This window comes from Clavibacter sp. VKM Ac-2872 (assembly GCF_015351105.1).
GTDB lineage: Bacteria > Actinomycetota > Actinomycetes > Actinomycetales > Microbacteriaceae > Clavibacter.
This window is the reverse complement of the sequence record NZ_JADKRR010000001.1, coordinates 251,506-267,980: the sequence shown is the minus strand read 5'-3', so window position 1 is coordinate 267,980 and position 16,475 is coordinate 251,506. Positions and strand designations below refer to the sequence as shown.

Annotated in this window: 12 protein-coding genes; 4 read left to right on the top strand and 8 right to left on the bottom strand. The window is 73.4% G+C overall.

The window, feature by feature from the left end; genetic code table 11:
- Positions 1-111 precede the first annotated feature (111 nt).
- The 8 genes from ITJ40_RS01285 to ITJ40_RS01250 all read right to left on the bottom strand — a co-directional run bounded on the left by ITJ40_RS01285 (position 112) and on the right by ITJ40_RS01250 (position 10,155).
- Complete coding sequence (locus tag ITJ40_RS01285) at positions 112-1,161, bottom strand: LacI family DNA-binding transcriptional regulator (RefSeq protein ID WP_194665293.1); 1,050 nt, start codon at positions 1,159-1,161, stop codon at positions 112-114.
- Between the two features lie 121 nt (positions 1,162-1,282).
- On the bottom strand, positions 1,283-1,855 hold the full coding sequence (locus ITJ40_RS01280; RefSeq protein WP_194665291.1) for an NADPH-dependent FMN reductase: 573 nt from the start codon (positions 1,853-1,855) through the stop codon (positions 1,283-1,285).
- Positions 1,856-2,043: 188 nt separating this feature from the next.
- Complete coding sequence (locus ITJ40_RS01275; RefSeq protein ID WP_194665289.1) at positions 2,044-5,034, bottom strand: glycoside hydrolase family 2 TIM barrel-domain containing protein; 2,991 nt, start codon at positions 5,032-5,034, stop codon at positions 2,044-2,046.
- 64 nt (positions 5,035-5,098) lie between these two features.
- The gene (locus ITJ40_RS01270) at positions 5,099-5,872 is read right to left on the bottom strand and encodes a glucosamine-6-phosphate deaminase (protein ID WP_194665287.1); all 774 of its coding nucleotides are present in this window, start codon (positions 5,870-5,872) and stop codon (positions 5,099-5,101) included.
- Entirely contained in the window at positions 5,869-6,792 is a 924-nt protein-coding gene (locus ITJ40_RS01265; protein WP_194665285.1) for a carbohydrate ABC transporter permease, read from the bottom strand. Before ITJ40_RS01265 ends, ITJ40_RS01270 begins: the two co-directional genes overlap by 4 nt.
- Positions 6,789-7,787, bottom strand: coding sequence for a carbohydrate ABC transporter permease (locus tag ITJ40_RS01260; protein ID WP_194665283.1), 999 nt, complete (start codon positions 7,785-7,787; stop codon positions 6,789-6,791). Before ITJ40_RS01260 ends, ITJ40_RS01265 begins: the two co-directional genes overlap by 4 nt.
- Positions 7,784-9,070, bottom strand: a complete 1,287-nt coding sequence (locus ITJ40_RS01255) for an ABC transporter substrate-binding protein (RefSeq protein WP_194665281.1) — start codon at positions 9,068-9,070, stop codon at positions 7,784-7,786. Before ITJ40_RS01255 ends, ITJ40_RS01260 begins: the two co-directional genes overlap by 4 nt.
- Positions 9,071-9,150: 80 nt before the next feature.
- Entirely contained in the window at positions 9,151-10,155 is a 1,005-nt protein-coding gene (locus ITJ40_RS01250; protein ID WP_194665279.1) for a PfkB family carbohydrate kinase, read from the bottom strand.
- Positions 10,156-10,355: 200 nt separating this feature from the next.
- Here ITJ40_RS01250 and ITJ40_RS01245 point away from each other — a divergent pair, with 200 nt between their 5' ends.
- The 4 genes from ITJ40_RS01245 (at position 10,356) to ITJ40_RS01230 (ending at position 16,448) form a co-directional block, all read left to right on the top strand.
- Positions 10,356-11,102 (top strand): DeoR/GlpR family DNA-binding transcription regulator, encoded by a 747-nt coding sequence (locus tag ITJ40_RS01245; protein ID WP_228511708.1) that lies wholly within the window; start codon positions 10,356-10,358, stop codon positions 11,100-11,102.
- Positions 11,099-12,442 carry a 6-phospho-beta-glucosidase gene (locus ITJ40_RS01240; RefSeq protein ID WP_194665277.1) on the top strand — a complete coding sequence of 448 codons (1,344 nt, stop codon included), beginning with the start codon at positions 11,099-11,101 and terminating at the stop codon, positions 12,440-12,442. The genes ITJ40_RS01245 and ITJ40_RS01240 overlap by 4 nt, the downstream gene beginning before the upstream one ends.
- 64 nt (positions 12,443-12,506) lie before the next feature.
- Positions 12,507-15,686, top strand: a complete 3,180-nt coding sequence (locus tag ITJ40_RS01235) for a glycoside hydrolase family 38 C-terminal domain-containing protein (protein WP_194665275.1) — start codon at positions 12,507-12,509, stop codon at positions 15,684-15,686.
- A gap of 219 nt (positions 15,687-15,905) precedes the next feature.
- Positions 15,906-16,448, top strand: coding sequence for a hypothetical protein (locus ITJ40_RS01230; protein ID WP_194665273.1), 543 nt, complete (start codon positions 15,906-15,908; stop codon positions 16,446-16,448).
- Positions 16,449-16,475 lie beyond the last annotated feature (27 nt).

Sequence of the window (16,475 nt, the reverse complement as noted above, 5' to 3'; positions counted from 1 at the left end):
CGCGGCGAGCCTAGGTGGTTTGGAGAACCGGTTCAACACTTTCGGCGAACCGGTTCTCCGATCGTGATGATCGGGACGCGGCGCGCAGGCTGCGCGGGTGCCGGGCCGCGCTCAGGCGGGGGTGCTCGCGGAGCGGAACGCGGATCCGCCCACGCCCGACAGGTGCGGACCGGTGGATCCGAGCTCGACCAGCACCGCGGGCAGCAGCTCGAGGACGCCGGGCTCGGCCGTGCCCGCGAGCTCGTCCGCCGCGAGGCCGGTGGCGCGGCGCACCATCTCGTCGCCGGGCAGGTCGATCACCGTGAGCGGCAGGGCGGCCTGGCGCATGACGACCTCGGGCGCGACCGTGATGAGGGAGCAGTCGCCGGGGATCCGGATCCCGCGCGCCCGGAGCGCCGCCGCGATCGGCTCGAGCTCGCCGGGCGTGTGGGCGACGATCGCGCTCGCGTCGGGCAGGGCCTCGTGGGCCGCGTCGAGCCAGCGCCCCGCCGCGTCGTCGCCGCCGCCCGCGGAGGGGACGACAGCGCCCTGGATGCCGTGGTGCGCGCACCGCTCCGTGAAGCCGCGGCGGAAGCGCACGGCGAAGCCCATCTCCGTCCGGGCGGCGGGCGCGCCCGATCCGAGCAGCGCGATCTCCCGGTGCCCGAGCGCGACGAGGTGGTCGACGGCGACGCGGCCGGCCTCCTCGAAGTCGAGGTCCACCGCGCTGAACGCGGACGAGCGGCCCGGGTGCCCGACGAGGACGGTGGGGAGGCCGATGGCCTGGAGCACCGGGATCCGCGGGTCGTCGTCGCGGATGTCCATCACCACGAGCGCGTCCGCGAGCACGTCCCCGCGCAGCTCGTCCTCGCCCTTCCCCATGATGAGCAGGTCGAACCCGCGCGTGTTGGCCTCGTACATCCCGGCCCGCACGAAGCGCATGAAGACCTCGATGTCGGACTCGCGCGACGCCGGGTCGATGGAGGCGAGGAAGCCGAGGATGTTGGTGCGCCGGAGCGCGAGCGCGCGGGCGGCGGGGTCCGGCCGGTAGCCGAGCTTGCTGACGCTCGCGAGCACGCGCTCGCGGGTGGCGTCGGGCAGCTTCTTCTTGCCCGAGAGGACGTAGGAGACCGTGCTGCGCGCGACGCCCGCGTCGGCAGCGACGTCGCGGATGGTCACCATGCGCTCAGGGTACCCAGCATGCGCGGGCGCGCTCGGCCGGCGGGCGACGGGCGACGGGCGACGGGCGACGGGCGCCTCGATCCGCTCCGCCGACCTCGCGCGGACGGGCACCCGTCGCCGACTAGGCGGAGACGGCCGTGAGGTTCTTCTCGATGTGCGCGTGGAACGCCTGCAGCCAGCCGACGAGGAACTCCTCGGTGCCGGCGTTCGAGATCGCGCCCTCGGGCGAGATGAGGCCCTCGGTGGTCTGGATGTACGCCTCGGGCTGCGACAGCTCGGGCGACGCGAGGAACGACAGGATGCTGCGGAGGTGCTGCTGCGCGACGGCCGTGCCGACCGCGCCGATGGACGTGCCGATGACCGCGCTGGGCTTGCCCTGGAACGCGTTCTCGCCGTAGGGGCGGCTCGCGAAGTCGAGCGCGTTCTTGAGGACGCCGGGCACCGAGCGGTTGTACTCGGGCGTGACGATCATGACGGCGTCGACGTCGGCGATCCGCGCCTTGAACGCGTTCGCGACCTCGGGGTAGTCCCCGTCCATGTCCGCGCTGTAGAAGGGCAGCGGCGCGATGGGGATCTCGGTGAGCTCGAGGTCGGCCTGGGCGCCGAGGCGCTCCAGCGCGAGCGACAGGGCCCGGTTGATGGAGGTGGACGACAGGCTGCCGACGAGGTAGCCGACGCGGTAGGTGGTGCTCATGGGGTGCTCCTTCTCGCACGGATCAGTTCCATGCGCGCGCATGGAGCCTAGCGGCGGCGGGTGGGCGTCCCCTCGATGCTCACGGCGCCCGCGGTTCCCGGACAGCGCGCCGGAGCGCGGCCTCCGACGGCGGGACGTGCGATGACTCGTCGCGCTCTCGCGCCTCGAGGACGGCGCCGCCGGCATCGTTACCCCAGCAGCACCTCCCACGTGCGCAGCGACGGCCACAGCGCGTGCCGCGGGAGCACGTCGGGGCCGCACGCGCGGGATCCGAGGCCGTGCTGGGCGTCGTCGAGGAACAGGTGCAGCCCGTCGGAGGCGGGCAGCTCGTGCGGGTGGCCGACGTCGGTCATCTGCTGCGGGGTCCAGCGGGAGAGCTGGAAGCCCGCGCGGTGGCCGGCGGCGTCGGGCACGGTCGTCACGGTGAGCGGGGTCGTGCACCCGTCGCCGATCACGAGCGAGCGGAGCTCCGGGCGGTGGCCCGTCTCCTGCGGGCGGGCGTAGGCGACCCGGAGGCCGTCGACGGTCGACGCGAAGCGGCCGACGCGCACGGCGGTGCGGCTGTCGGCGTACGCCTCCCCCGGGCCCGTGCCGTGCCAGCTGACGGGGTGCTCCGCGAGCGCGCCCGGCAGGTCGATCCGCACGCCGACCCGCGGCCACGTGCAGTCCCACGCGCCGAACGGCACGACCTCGGTGGCGAGCAGCAGGCCGCGATCGGTCGCGGTCCAGCGGAAGGCGACGTCGACGCCGGCACCGGAGTGCGCGGCCTGCACGCGCATCCGCGTCTCGAGGCCGTCCGCCGTGCGGGTCGCGCCGAGGAGCCGGTGCGTGAGCCGGTGCAGCCCGCGATCGCGCCAGCGGTCGGCCGACGGCGGGGTCTCCTCGGCGCCGCGGCCGCGCGTGAGCTCGGGCTCGGCCAGCTCGTAGGACCCCTGGCCGGCCCCCCGGTCGTTCTCGGTGGGTGCGCGCCACAGCTCGAGCCGTGGACCGCGCACCCGCAGGCCGCCCCACGCGACGAGGTCGCCGCGCGCGTCGAAGGTGCCGACGCCGAGCGCGTCCCCCCGCCAGCGTCCGGCGGGACGCGGCCGGGTCGCGGGCCGGTCGCGCACGAGGGCCTGGTGCGACGACACGACGTGCCCCGCCTCGGCCCAGGGCGCGTCGTGCCGCGTGACCACCTGCACGGTCAGGTGCGCCTCCTCGGCGTGCCCGGCGGCGCGCGCCTCGGCGGGCAGCGGGATCGTCGCGGCGTCGCCAGCGGCGAGGGGCGCGTGCTCGAGGATCCCGCGGGCGACGGGCCTGCCGTCGTGGGCGAGGATCCAGACCAGGTCGACGTCGTCGGTGGACGCGGAGTGCCGCCGGTTCTCGACGCGCACGCCGGATCCGTCGTCCGCGACGCGCACCCGCACGGGCGCGATGACCGCGGCGAGCTCGGCGAGGCCGGGCGTGGGCGTGCCGTCGGAGAGCAGCAGGCCGTCCATCACGAACGGGCCGTCGTGCACGGGCTCGCCGAAGTCGCCGCCGTACGCGTGGAAGGGGCGCCCGTCGGCCGTGCGCGCGAGCAGCCCGTGGTCGCGCCACTCCCAGACGAAGCCGCCGTGCAGGCGCGGCCAGCGGTCGATGGCGTCCTCGTAGTCGGCGAGGGATCCGGGCCCGTTGCCCATCGCGTGCCCGTACTCGCACAGGATGAAGGGCTTCGCGCGCTGCTTCGCCCCCGTCGCGCCCGTGGTCTCGTGGATGCTCGCGACGGGCGTGCCGCACACCGAGTCGATCTCCTCGAGCGTCGGGTACATGCGCGAGTAGACGTCGGTGTGCTCGCCCGTGAGGTCGCCCTCGTAGTGCACGGGACGGGTGGGATCCGCGCGCCTGACCCACGCCGACATGGCCGCGATGTTGCGCCCGGTGCCGGACTCGTTGCCGAGCGACCACATCACGATGGACGGGTGGTTCCGGTCGCGGCCCACCGTGCGCGCGATGCGGTCGAGGTACGCGTCGCGCCAGCGCGGGTCGTCGGAGGGGTTGTCCCGCCACTCGACGTCCCAGAAGCCGTGCGTCTCGAGGTCGCACTCGAGCACGACCCAGAAGCCGAGCTCGTCGGCGATGTCGATCAGGCGCGGGTGCGGCGGGTAGTGGGAGGTGCGGATGGCGTTCACGCCGTGCCGCTTCATCAGCTCGAGGTCGGCGCGCGCCTCGGCCTCGTCGAACACGCGCCCGCGCTCGGGGTGCGACTCGTGCCGGTTCACGCCGCGGAAGGTGAGGCGGCGGCCGTCGACGAGCAGCGCGTCGCCGTCGATGCGCACCGTGCGGAACCCGATCCGCAGCGAGGCCGTCTCGCCGGGCGACGACACGGTCGCGTCGTACAGGCGCGGGCGCTCGGCGCTCCACGCGTCGACGGCGGGGACGGCGATGGGCGCGACGTCGGCCGGGGTCTCCCACGTCACGTGGATCCCCAGCTCCGGCACGCGCACCACGACGGGGAACGCGCCGTCCACCTCCACGACGAGGCGCCCGGATCCGTCGGCCGGGTCCCGGTCGGCCCGCACCCGCACGTCGTCGAGGGCGCCGGCGGGCCGGGCGAGCAGCTCGACCGGCCGGAAGATGCCGGGCAGCCACCACTGGTCCTGGTCCTCGAGGTAGGAGGCGGCCGACCACTGGTGCACCCGGATCCCGAGCACGTTCTCGCCCGGCACGAGCAGCTCCGTCACGTCGATCTCGGTCGTGAGGCGGCTGCCCGTGGTCCAGCCCGCCTCGACGCCGTTCACCCAGAACGTGGCGAGCCCCTCGATCCCGTCGGTGCGCAGCAGCACGCGCGCGGCGTCCGCGAACGAGCCGGGCAGCGTGAACGCGCGTCGGTGCTCGCCGGTCGGGTTCGCGTCGGGCACGTGCGGCGGGTCGATGGGGAAGGGGTACTGCAGGTTCGTGTACGCGGGCGATCCGTGTCCGTGCAGCACCCAGTGCGAGGGGACGGGCAGCGTCGTCCAGCCGGCCGCGTCGAGCGCGGCGTCGTCGAGGGTCGGATCCGCGACGTCGGGCGCCCGGCTGGCGTCGTCGACCGGCGCCGCCGGCAGCAGGCGGAACCGCCAGTCGCCGTCGAGCGGGAGGACGGGCGCGTCGGTCGCGAACCGGGCCCGCGGCGGCAGCCTCGAGGCGGATCCGGGGGCGACGTCGTCGAGGTGGGACATGCGGGTCTCCGGTGCTGGTGGGGCGCCGAGGCGCGGGTGGCGGCGGGGGGCGGGACGGCGGCGGTCAGGCGAGCGCCGAGAGGCCGGCGAGCGCCGCGAGCGCGGCCCGGTCGGCGACGACGGTCACGCGCGGGTGCCGCTGCAGGATCGACGCGGGCACCCGCTCCGTGACCGGTCCGGAGAGCGCCGCGGCGAGCGCGTCGGCCTTCCGCGCGCCCGAGGCGACGAGGAGGATCCGGCCCGCCGACATGATCGTCGCGATGCCCTGCGTGATGGCGTGGGTCGGCACGCGCGCGGGGACCCCGCCGAAGTACCGCGCGTTGTCGCGCCGGGTGCCCTCGGCGAGGCGCACCACGCGGCTGACCCCGTCGAACGGCGAGTCCGGCTCGTTGAAGCCGAGGTGCCCGTTGGCGCCGATGCCGACGATCTGGAGGCCGGCGCCGCCGAGCCGTCGGATCCGCTGCTCGTGCTCGGCCGCGGCCGCGTGCGGGTCGGCCGCGGAGCCGTCGGGCACGATCACGCGCGCGCTCGGCACGCCGAGCGGTTCGGCGATGCGCGCCCCCACGAACGCGCGGTACGACTGCGGGTGCCCGGGCGGGAGCCCCACGTACTCGTCGAGCGCCACGAGCGAGAGCCCGTCGGTGACGAGGCCGCGCTCCCGGTGCCGCCGGGCGAGCTCGGCGTAGAGCGGCTCGGGGCTGGATCCGGTCGCGACGCCGAGCACGCCGGCCGGGTCCTCCCCGAGGAACGCCTGCACCACGTCGGCCGCGGCGACCCCGAGCGCGGCCGTGTCGTCCACGGCCGTGATGCGGGGCGCGCGCGCCGAGGCGGCCGTCACTTCAGCGCGCTCTTCGCGATGTCGCCGATGAACTGCTTCGCGCCGATGAGGAACACGACGATCAGCGGGATCACCGCGAGCAGCGCGCCCGCCATGACCATGCCGTAGTCCTTGCCGTGGGCGCTGTTCAGCTGGCTCATCGCCACCTGCAGCGTGAGCGTGCCCGGGTCGTTGAGGACGATGAGCGGCCAGAGGTAGTCGTTCCACGCGGCGATGAACGTGAAGATCCCGAGGAACCCGAGGCCCGGCCGGATGAGCGGCAGGCACACCGTGAGGTACTGCCGGAAGAACCCGGCGCCGTCGATGCGGGCGGCGTCGATGAGCTCGTCCGGCACGCTCGAGATGATGAACTGCCGCAGCCAGAAGATGCCGAACGCGTTCGCCGCGGCCGGCACGATGAGCGCCTGCAGCTGGCCGACCCAGCCGAGGTTGATCATCGTGACGAACTGCGGGATCACCGACAGCTGCGCGGGCAGCATGAAGGTCACGAGCAGGAGCGCGAACAGCGCCCGACGACCCGGGAACTCGTACTTCGCGAACGTGAACGCCGCGATCGAGTCGAAGAACAGCACGAGCACCGTCACGGAGACCGCGACGATCACGGTGTTCATCAGCGAGCCGCCGAAGTCGATCGTGCGGAACACGGCCTGGATGTTGTCCCACAGGTACGGCCCCGGCACGAGCACGGGCGGCGACTTGTAGATGTCGCTCGTGGTGTTGCTCGCCATCACGACGAGCCAGTACAGCGGGAAGAGGCTGACGATGGATCCGGCGAACAGGATGCCGTGCAGGATCACCCGGCCGGGCGGCAGCTGGCGACGACCCGCGGGCCGGCCGGTGCGGTCGGCGCGCGCGCTGCCGGGGGCCCGATCGGCGACGCGGGTCGCGGCGGATCCCGCGGCGTGGACGGTGGCGCTCATGCGCGGTGCCCCTTCCTCGTGCCGGGCGCCCGCACGACCTTCTCCTTCTTCTCCGACCCGAGCCGGAAGCTGATGATGGAGAAGATCACCACGAGCAGGAACACGCCCCACGCGATGGCGGCGCCGTAGCCGAAGCGGTTGTAGTTGAAGGCCTGCTGGTAGAAGTACAGGACGGTCGTGAGGCCGGCCTGGCCCGCGCCGCCCGAGTTCGGGTTCGTCGTGCTGGAGGAGGCCGTGAGCACCTGCGCCTCGGTGAAGCTCTGCAGGCCCGTGATGGTCGAGACCACCAGCACGAAGAGGATCGTGGGGCGCAGGAGCGGCAGCGTCACCGACCAGAAGGTGCGGATGGCCCCCGCGCCGTCGAGCTTGGCGGCCTCGTACACCTCGGTGCCGATGGCCTGCATGCCCGCGAGGAAGATGATCGCGTTGTAGCCGGTCCACTGGTACGTGATGAGGATCGCGATGGTCACCTGGATGGCCCACGGCGTCGAGAGCCACGCGACCCCGTCGAGCCCGATCGCGCGGAGGCCCGCGTTCACGAGCCCGAAGCTGTCGCCGAAGATGGATCCGAAGAGCACCGCCATCGCGACCACGCTGGTCACGTTCGGCACGAAGTAGCTGATCTTGTAGAACGTGCTGAGCCGCTTCGCCGAGTTGAGCATGGCCGCGACGACCACGGCGATCGCCATCATGGGGAACGTCGACAGGGCGAAGATGATGAGCGTGTTCTTGATCGACAGCCAGAACGTGCCGTCGGCCGCGAGGGCCTGGAAGTTCGCGAGCCCCACCCACTTGGCCGTGCCGAGCCCGTTCCAGTCCTGGAACGAGAGCACGAGCGAGTAGAGCGCGGGGAACAGGCCGAAGATCGCGAACAGCACGAAGAACGGCGCGATGGCGACGTAGTACGGCCACGTGCGGCGGAGCCCGCGGGTGCCCGCGCCCGCCCGGGAGGGCGCGGGCGGGCGCCCTCCCGGGCGGACGGCGACGGGGATCACTGCTTGGCGGTCTTCAGGGCGGCCTCACCGGCGGCGACGGCGTCGGTCCAGGCCTGGTCGGGGTCCTTGCCGAGCGACGTCACGTTCTGCAGCTCGGTGACGAACGAGGCCTGCACCTGGTTGTCGTAGGGGCTCGTGTAGGCCGTGGGCATCTTCGACGCGGCGTCGGCGAAGATCCCGACGGTGGACTGGCCGCCGAAGAAGTCGTCGCCCTTCTGCAGCTCCGGGGAGTCGTAGGTGGCGGTGGCCGACGGGAAGATGCCCTTGTCGGCGTACGCGGTGACCTGGTTGTCCTCGCTCAGCACGTCCTTGATCACGGCGAAGGCCGCCTGCGGGTCCTTGGTGCCGGAGGGGATGGAGAGGAACGAGCCGCCGATGTTGGCCGGGCCGCCGGGCATGGGCGCCACGCGCCAGTCGCCCGAGGTGTCCGCGGTCGCGCTCTTGAGGTCGGCCTGGTACCAGGAGGCGCCGAGGAGCGCGGGGAGGGATCCGTTGCTGATGGCCGATGCCCAGTCCGGGCTGCCGTCGGTGACGTTCGCGGTGAGGCCGTCCTTCCAGGCGAGCACGGCGCGATCCCAGGCGGTCTTGACGGTGTCGCTGTCGCCCGTGAAGTTCCCGTCCTCGTCGACGAAGCGGGTGGTGCCCTGGCCGAGCGACTTGGTGAAGACGTCGGACGCGTCCACGAAGATGGCGCCGCCGGTCGCCGCCTTGAGCTTCTTGCCGAACGCGAAGTAGTCGTCCCACGTGGCGGTCGCGGCGGCGACGTCGGCCGGCTCGCTCGGCAGGCCGGCCTTCTTGAACACGTCCGCGCGGTAGTAGAGGGCCGTGGGGCCGATGTCGATGGGGAGGCCGATGAGCTGGCCGTCCTTCGTGGTCGCCTCCTTCAGCTTCCACGCCGGGTACTGGTCGGTGACGTCCTTGGCGCCCAGCGTGTCGAGGTCCTCGAAGAGACCGTCCTCGCTGAGGAAGTACGGCATGTCCTCGCCCTTGACGCCCGTGACGGACGGGAGGCCCGAGCGGCCCGTGAAGGTGGTCACGAGCTTCTGCTTGAAGTCGCCGCCGATGGTGGAGACGTTGAGCGTCGTGCCGGGCACCTCGGCAGGCACCTTGTCGAGCACCGTCTGGCTGAGGCCGTCCGGCCAGATCCAGAGGTCGAGCTGGCCGCCCGCCGAGGAGCCCGACGACGACGAGCAGGAGGCGAGGACCGGCGCGAGGAGCGCGAGGGTCGCGACGCCGACGACGATGCGCCGGGCGCGAGCGCGGCGGGCGGAGGGGATGGACATGGTGGTTCTCGATTCGGTGAGGGACAGATCGTTCGGAGCGGACGGGAGGAGGGGGATCAGGGGAGGAGCGGGCGGACAGCTCAGGCGAGCAGGCGGGCCGCCTCGGGATGGGAGAGGGCGTCGACGAGGTAGTCGTAGCGGCCGGGCTCGGCGGCCTCGGGGTGCGCGCGCAGCCACGGCACGAGCTCGTCGAGCCGCGGGGCGCCGGCCGCGCCGCCGGGGCGGGTGACCGTGATCCCCGCCACCAGGCACGCGAAGTCCACGCGCTCGGTGAGCGACCACGGCGCGCGGGCGGAGGCGGCGAGCGATGCGCCGAAGACGTCGCCCGCGCCGGTCGCGTCGACCGCGCGCACGGCGAGCGGCGGGCGGACGACCTCCTCGCCGCGGGCGGAGTCGACGGCGACGACGCCGCGGGATCCGGAGGTGACGACGCTGAGCGGCACGCGCGCCCCGAGCGCCCGGGCGGCCTCGACCGGGGAGCCGGCGCCCGTGTAGGCGACGGCCTCGAGCTCGTTGGGGAGGAAGGCGTGGCACTCGTCGAGCTGCTCGAGGATGGCCGGGTCCCACCGCTCGGACGGGTCCCAGCCGACGTCGGCGTAGACGTCGGTGCCCGCGGCGGCAGCCCGGCCGACCCAGGAGGCGCGGTGGGGATCCAGGTGCACGAGCGCCGCGGCGACGGCCGGGATCGCGCCCGGCACGAGCTCGTCGGAGGTGAGCGGACAGGCGACGCCGCCCGTGACCATGGCGCGGTCGTCGTCGTAGCCGAGCGACGCCGTGACGGGCAGGGCCCAGTCGTCCAGCGTGACGAGGTGGTCGAGGGCGACGCCCTCCGCGGCGAGCTGGGCGCGCACGAGGCGGGAGAACGGGTCGACGCCCACGGCGGCCGCGAGGACGGTGGGCACGCCGAGGCGCGCGCCGGCGACGGCGAAGTTGGCGATGCCGCCGGGGCCGTGGCCGAAGGACGACGTCCAGATCTCGTGGCCGGGACGGGGACCGCTCGGCAGGTCGCCGAACACGACGTCCGCGAACAGCTGTCCGACGACCAGCAGGCCTGCTGGCCGCTCGGGGCGGGGTGCTGCGGGCACGGGGACCTCGGCTTCTCGGGATCGCGCCGTGCGGAGACGGCGGGTGGTGGGCGGTCCGCCGACGGCGACGCTGCCGGAGGACGCGGTCGAGGTGGGCTCCGACCGGTAGTGACGTTTCTAGCCCATGTGAGCACATGGATGGAAGACCTTGTTCATTACGAGATTGTTTCTGACTGATCCTGCGCGCTAATGTTCACTTCATGAGAGACGCCCGAGAGTTCGTGATCCTCGACCGGTTGCGCGCCACCCGCAGCGCCACGGTCGCCGAGCTCGCCGAGGCGGCCGGCACGAGCGACGCGACCATCCGCCGCGACCTGGCCCGCCTCGACGGGCAGGGCGCGCTCCGGCGCACCCACGGCGGCGCCGTGCTCGTCGAGGTCGACGCGCCCTTCGCCGAGGTCGAGCAGGTCAACCGCGAGGCCAAGGAGCGCATCGCGCGGACCGCGGCGGCGCAGATCCAGGACGGCCAGTCGGTCGTGCTCGACATCGGCACCACCACGCTGCACCTCGCCGAGCAGCTGCGCGGCCGGACCCTCACCGTCATCACCGCGAACGTCGCCGCGTTCGACGTGCTCCGGGACGACAGGAGCGTGCGGCTCATCCTGCTGCCGGGCGACTGGGATCCGGTCTACCGCTCGGTGTCGGGCCCGCTCACGGCCGAGAGCCTGCGGATGCTGCACGCCGACCACGCGTTCGTGGGCGTGAGCGGCATCGCCGACAACGGCGACCTGCGCGACACGACGATGGCCCAGGTGCCCATCAAGCGCGCGATGGCCGAGATGAGCGACCGGGTCACGGTGCTCGCCGACTCCTCCAAGTTCCCGGGCACCGGCGCCGGCCGTGTCGCCCCCACCGCGTCGTTGACGCAGCTGATCACCGAGGCCGCCCCGCACGAGCGGGTGTCGCAGGGCCTCGCGGACAAGGGAGTGTCGGTGACCGTCGCATGAGGCTCACGATCCTGGGCGGGGGCGGCTTCCGCGTCCCGCTCGTCTACTCGGCGCTGCTGCGCGACCACGAGGCCGGCCGCGTCGACCACGTGGCCCTCTACGACACCGACGAGGTGCGCCTCACCGCGGTGGCGCGCGTGCTCGCGGAGCAGGCGGCCGCGTACGCCGACGCCCCGGTGATCACGCTGCACACCGACCTCGACGAGGCGCTCGCCGGCGCCGCGTTCGTCTTCTCGGCGATCCGGGTGGGCGGCATGGCCGGGCGCTCGTGCGACGAGCGGCTCGGCATGGCGCACGGCGTCATCGGCCAGGAGACCGTCGGCTACGGCGGCATCTCCTACGCGCTGCGGACGCTGCCCGTCGTCATGGACCTGGCCGAGCGGATCCGGGCACAGGCCCCCGACGCCTGGGTCATCAACTTCACCAACCCCGCCGGCGTCGTCACCGAGGCCATGTCGCGCGTGCTGGGCGACCGCGTCATCGGCATCTGCGACTCCCCCATCGGCCTCGCCCGCCGCGTGCTCGGCGCGCTCGGGGTGCAGGGCGACGACGTGGTCATCGACTACGCGGGCCTCAACCACCTCGGCTGGCTGCGCGGCCTGCGGGTCGACGGCCGCGACGTGCTGCCGGACCTCATGGCCCGCCCCGACCTCATCGGCACGTTCGAGGAGGGCCGGCTCTTCGGCGCCGAGTGGGTCACCGAGCTCGGCGCCGTGCCGAACGAGTATCTGCACTACTACTACTTCCAGCGCGAGGTGCGGCATGCCGACCAGCTCGCCGCCCAGACCCGCGGTGCCTTCCTCGTGGAGCAGCAGGGCCGGTTCTACGAGCAGCTCGAGCACCGGCACGACGTGTCCGCGCTCGCGCTGTGGGAGCGCACGCGCCTCGACCGCGAGACGACCTACATGGCCACCAACCGGCAGTCGGCCGGCATGGGCGACCGCGACGAGGACGACCTCGTCTCCGGCGGCTACGAGGACGTCGCGATCGCGCTCATGCGCGGCATCGCCTACGACCAGAGCGCCCGGCTGATCCTCAACGTGCGCAACCGCGGCACGCTCGCGGCGCTGGACGCGGACGCCGTCGTCGAGGTGCCGTGCGTCGTCGACGCCTCGGGCGCGCATCCGGTCGCGGGCACCGAGCTGCCCGACTTCGGCGTGGGCCTCGTGACCAACGCGAAGTACGTGGAGCGGCAGACCATCGAGGCCGGCGTCGGCGGGTCCCGCGCCGCGGCCGTCCGCGCGCTCGCGCACCACCCGCTCGTCGACTCCGTCACGGTCGCGCGCTCCCTGCTGGAGGACGCGATGCACGCGTTCCCGGCGCTCTCCTACCTGCGCTGACGCGCGGCTCCCCGCCCTCGCGGCCCACCCGACTGACTGCATCCCGACCTCCGGAGGACTCCCCATGCACCAGAACCAGAAGCTCGTCCAGGAGCGGATCCTCCGTGCTCTGAACGAGCGGATCACCCCGGCCGTCTACTCCGCGAAGGCGCCCGTGACGCTCCGCGCGTGGATGGCGCCCGACGAGCCCGTGCCCGTCGCCGAGGCGATGCGCCAGGAGTACGCGCCCTTCGCGCTCGGCGAGCCGTGGGGCCGCGCGTGGTCCACGTGGTGGTTCGAGGTCACGGGCGAGATCCCCGCCGAGTGGGCCGGCCGCACGGTCGAGCTGCTCATCGACCCCGGCTTCATCGGCGACTGGCCGGGAAACCAGGCCGAGTGCCTCGTGCACACGATGGACGGCGTGCCGGTCAAGGGGATCCACCCGCGCAACACCTACGTGCGCCTCGCCGACGAGGCCGCGGGCGGCGAGCAGGTCCGCTTCCTCGTGGAGGCGGCCGGCAACCCGGACATCCTCGTGAACGAGTTCGTGCCCACGCCCTACGGCGACAAGGCGACCGCGCCCGCCGAGCCCATCTACCGCTTCCGCCAGGCCGAGCTCGCCGTGTTCGAGCCCGAGGTGTGGGCGCTGCGCTTCGACGTCGAGGTGCTGTACCAGCTGCTGATGGAGCTGCCCGAGACCGAGCCGCGCCGCCACGAGGTGCTGCGCGCGATCGAGCGCGCGCTCGACGTGCTCGCGATGGACGACATCGTCGGCACCGCGGCCGCCGCCCGCGCCGAGCTCGCCGAGGTGCTCTCCCGCCCCGCCGTGCCGAGCGCGCACACGCTGAGCGGCGTCGGGCACGCCCACATCGACAGCGCCTGGCTCTGGCCCATCCGCGAGACCAAGCGCAAGACCGCGCGCACCTTCTCCAACGTGCTCCGGCTCGCCGAGCAGTACCCCGACTTCCGCTTCGCGTGCTCGCAGGCGCAGCAGTACGTCTGGGTGAAGGAGAACTACCCGACGGTCTTCGAGGGCATCAAGCAGGCCATCGCGGACGGCACCTGGTACCCGGTCGGATCCATGTGGATCGAGCCCGACGGCAACCTGCCGGGCGGCGAGGCGATGATCCGGCAGCTCACCCACGGCATGCGCTTCTTCCAGGAGGAGCTCGGCGTCGAGACCCACGGCGTGTGGCTGCCCGACTCGTTCGGCTACACGGCGTCGTTCCCGCAGATCGCGAAGCTCGCGGGGCTCGACTGGTTCCTCACGCAGAAGCTCTCCTGGAACCAGACGAACACGTTCCCGCACCACACCTTCTTCTGGGAGGGCATCGACGGGTCGCGGATCTTCACGCACTTCCCGCCCATCGACACCTACAACTCCACGCTCGAGGCCGAGGAGACGCACCACGCCGTGCGCCAGTTCCGGGAGAAGGGCAAGGCGACCATGTCGCTCGCGCCCTTCGGCTACGGCGACGGCGGCGGCGGGCCCACGCGCGACATGATGGAGCGCCAGCGCCGCACGGCCGACCTCGAGGGGTCGCCGAAGGTGGTCGTCGAGCACCCGGACGAGTTCTTCCGCAAGGCCGAGGCCGAGTACCCGGACGCGCCCGTGTGGGTCGGCGAGCTGTACCTCGAGCTGCACCGCGGCACGTTCACCTCGCACGCCCGCGAGAAGCGCGGCAACCGCCAGGCCGAGCACCGCCTCCGCGAGGCCGAGCTGTGGTGGACCATCGCGGCCGTCCGCACGGGCGCCGACTACCCGTACGCGGCGCTCGACCGGCTCTGGAAGCAGACGCTGCTGCAGCAGTTCCACGACATCCTCCCGGGCTCCTCCATCACGTGGGTGCACCGGGAGAACGAGGAGGACTACGCGCAGAGCCTCGCCGAGCTCGACGCGCTCGTGGCCGACGCCATCGCGCGGGTCACCGCGCGGGCCGTGGCGGACGGCGAGGGCGACGGATCCGGCGCGTTCGCGGTGAACTCGACCGGCCACGCGCGCACCGCGCTCGTGGAGGCGGCCGACGGATCCGCGCTCGCGCTCGTCGCGGTGCCGGGCAGCGGGATCGCGCCGCTCGTCGCGGTGGAGCCCGTCGCGCCGGTCGTCACGACGCGCGCCGACGGCGGCACCGTGCTCGACAACGGGCTGCTCCGCGTCACGGTGGACGCGCGCGGCCTCATCACCTCGATCGTCGACCTGCGCCACGCGGACCGGGAGCTCGTCCCCGCCGGCCGCGCCGCCAACCTCCTGCAGCTGCACGAGGACATCCCCACCGCGTGGGACGCCTGGGACGTCGACGCGCACTACCGCGCGAGCCGCACCGACCTCGTCGAGGCGGCCTCGGTCGAGCTCGTCGAGGACTCGCCGCTCCGCGCGACCGTCGAGGTCGTCCGGCAGTTCGGGCGCTCGCGCGTCGTGCAGCGCGTGTCGCTGCACGCCGACGACGCCCGGATCCACGCCACGGCCGACCTCGACTGGCTCGAGGACGAGAAGCTCCTCAAGGTGACCTTCCCGCTCACGATCCACGCGCAGCACCACAGCGCGGAGATCCAGTTCGGGCACGTGCGCCGCCCCACGCACACGAACACGTCGTGGGACGAGGCGCGCTTCGAGGTCATGGCGCACCGCTTCGTGCACGTGGAGGAGCCCGGCTACGGCGTCGCGCTCACCAACGCGGGCAGCTACGGCCACGACATCACGCGCTCGGTCGGCGCGACGGGCGAGGTCGAGACCGAGCTGCGGATCAGCCTGGTCCGGGCGGCGCGCTCCCCCGACCCCGTGCAGGACATCGGCCACCACCGGTTCGAGTACGCGCTCGTGCCCGGCGTCGGCATCGAGGGCGCGGTGGACGCGGGGCTCGAGCAGAACCTGCCCGTGCGCGTGGTGCGACCCGGCGACGCGACCGAGGCGGCGCCCGCCGCGGTCGGATCCGCGCCCGCCGAGGTCGTCCCGTCCTCGCTGCCCACCGCGTCCGGGCTCGTCTCGGTGCACGGCGGCACGGTGCGGATCGAGGCGCTCAAGCTCGCCGACGACGGCTCGGGCGACGTGATCGTGCGGCTCTACGAGTCCACGGGCGCGCGCGCCGCGACCCGGCTCGAGGCGCACCTCGCCGCCGACCGCTTCACCGAGGTCGACGTGCTCGAGCGCCCGCTCGGCGAGGGCTTCCCGCGGTCGATCGCGTTCGAGCCCGAGGCCGACGGCCGCGGCGTGCGGCTCGTGCTGCGGGCGTTCCAGGTGATCACGGTCCGGATCCACCGGGCCTGACGCACGACCCGCTCCCGCGACGAGGGCGCGATCCGGCAGGTGCCGGGTCGCGCCCTCGTCGTCGTGCCGGGGGCGCACGAGGTCCTCCTGGCGAACCCCCCGCCCCCGCAGGCTGGGCATCCGCCGCCGACGGACACACGGTGCGATCCCCGGCGTAGCGTCCGACGGACAGCACACCGGCCGGCCACGAGCCGACCTCGACACTTCTCGGAGAAGCACATGTCAGAACGCAACACCGTCATCCGGAGCATGCACGACCTCGGCCTCGCGGCCTGGTTCGGCGGGTCCCTCATGGGCGCCGTCGGCCTCAACGGCGCCGCCGCGAAGGCGAAGCAGCCGCAGGAGCGCCTGCGCCTCTCGTCCATCGGCTGGGCCCGCTGGGCGCCCGTGCAGCTCGCCGCCCTCGGCGCGCACGCCATCGGCGGGCTCGGCCTCATCGCCGCCAACAAGGACCGCCTGAAGTTCCAGGGCGAGGCGCGCACGAACACGAAGGCCAAGACCGTGCTGACCATCGGTGCCGCCGGCGTGACGCTGTACTCCGCGCTCGTCGGCGCGCGCATGGCGAAGCACGCCGACGAGGGCGCCGCCGGCACGACCGAGCCCGGCGCCGGCAGCTCGGACGAGCTCGCCAGCGCGCAGAAGCAGCAGAAGGCGCTGCAGTGGGCGATCCCGGCGCTGACGGCGGTGCTCGTGATCCTCGCCGCGCAGCAGGGCGAGCAGCAGCGGCCGATCGCCGGCTGGGTCGACCGCTTCAAGCACTAGGCGGGATGCGTCACGACGGCGGGGTGC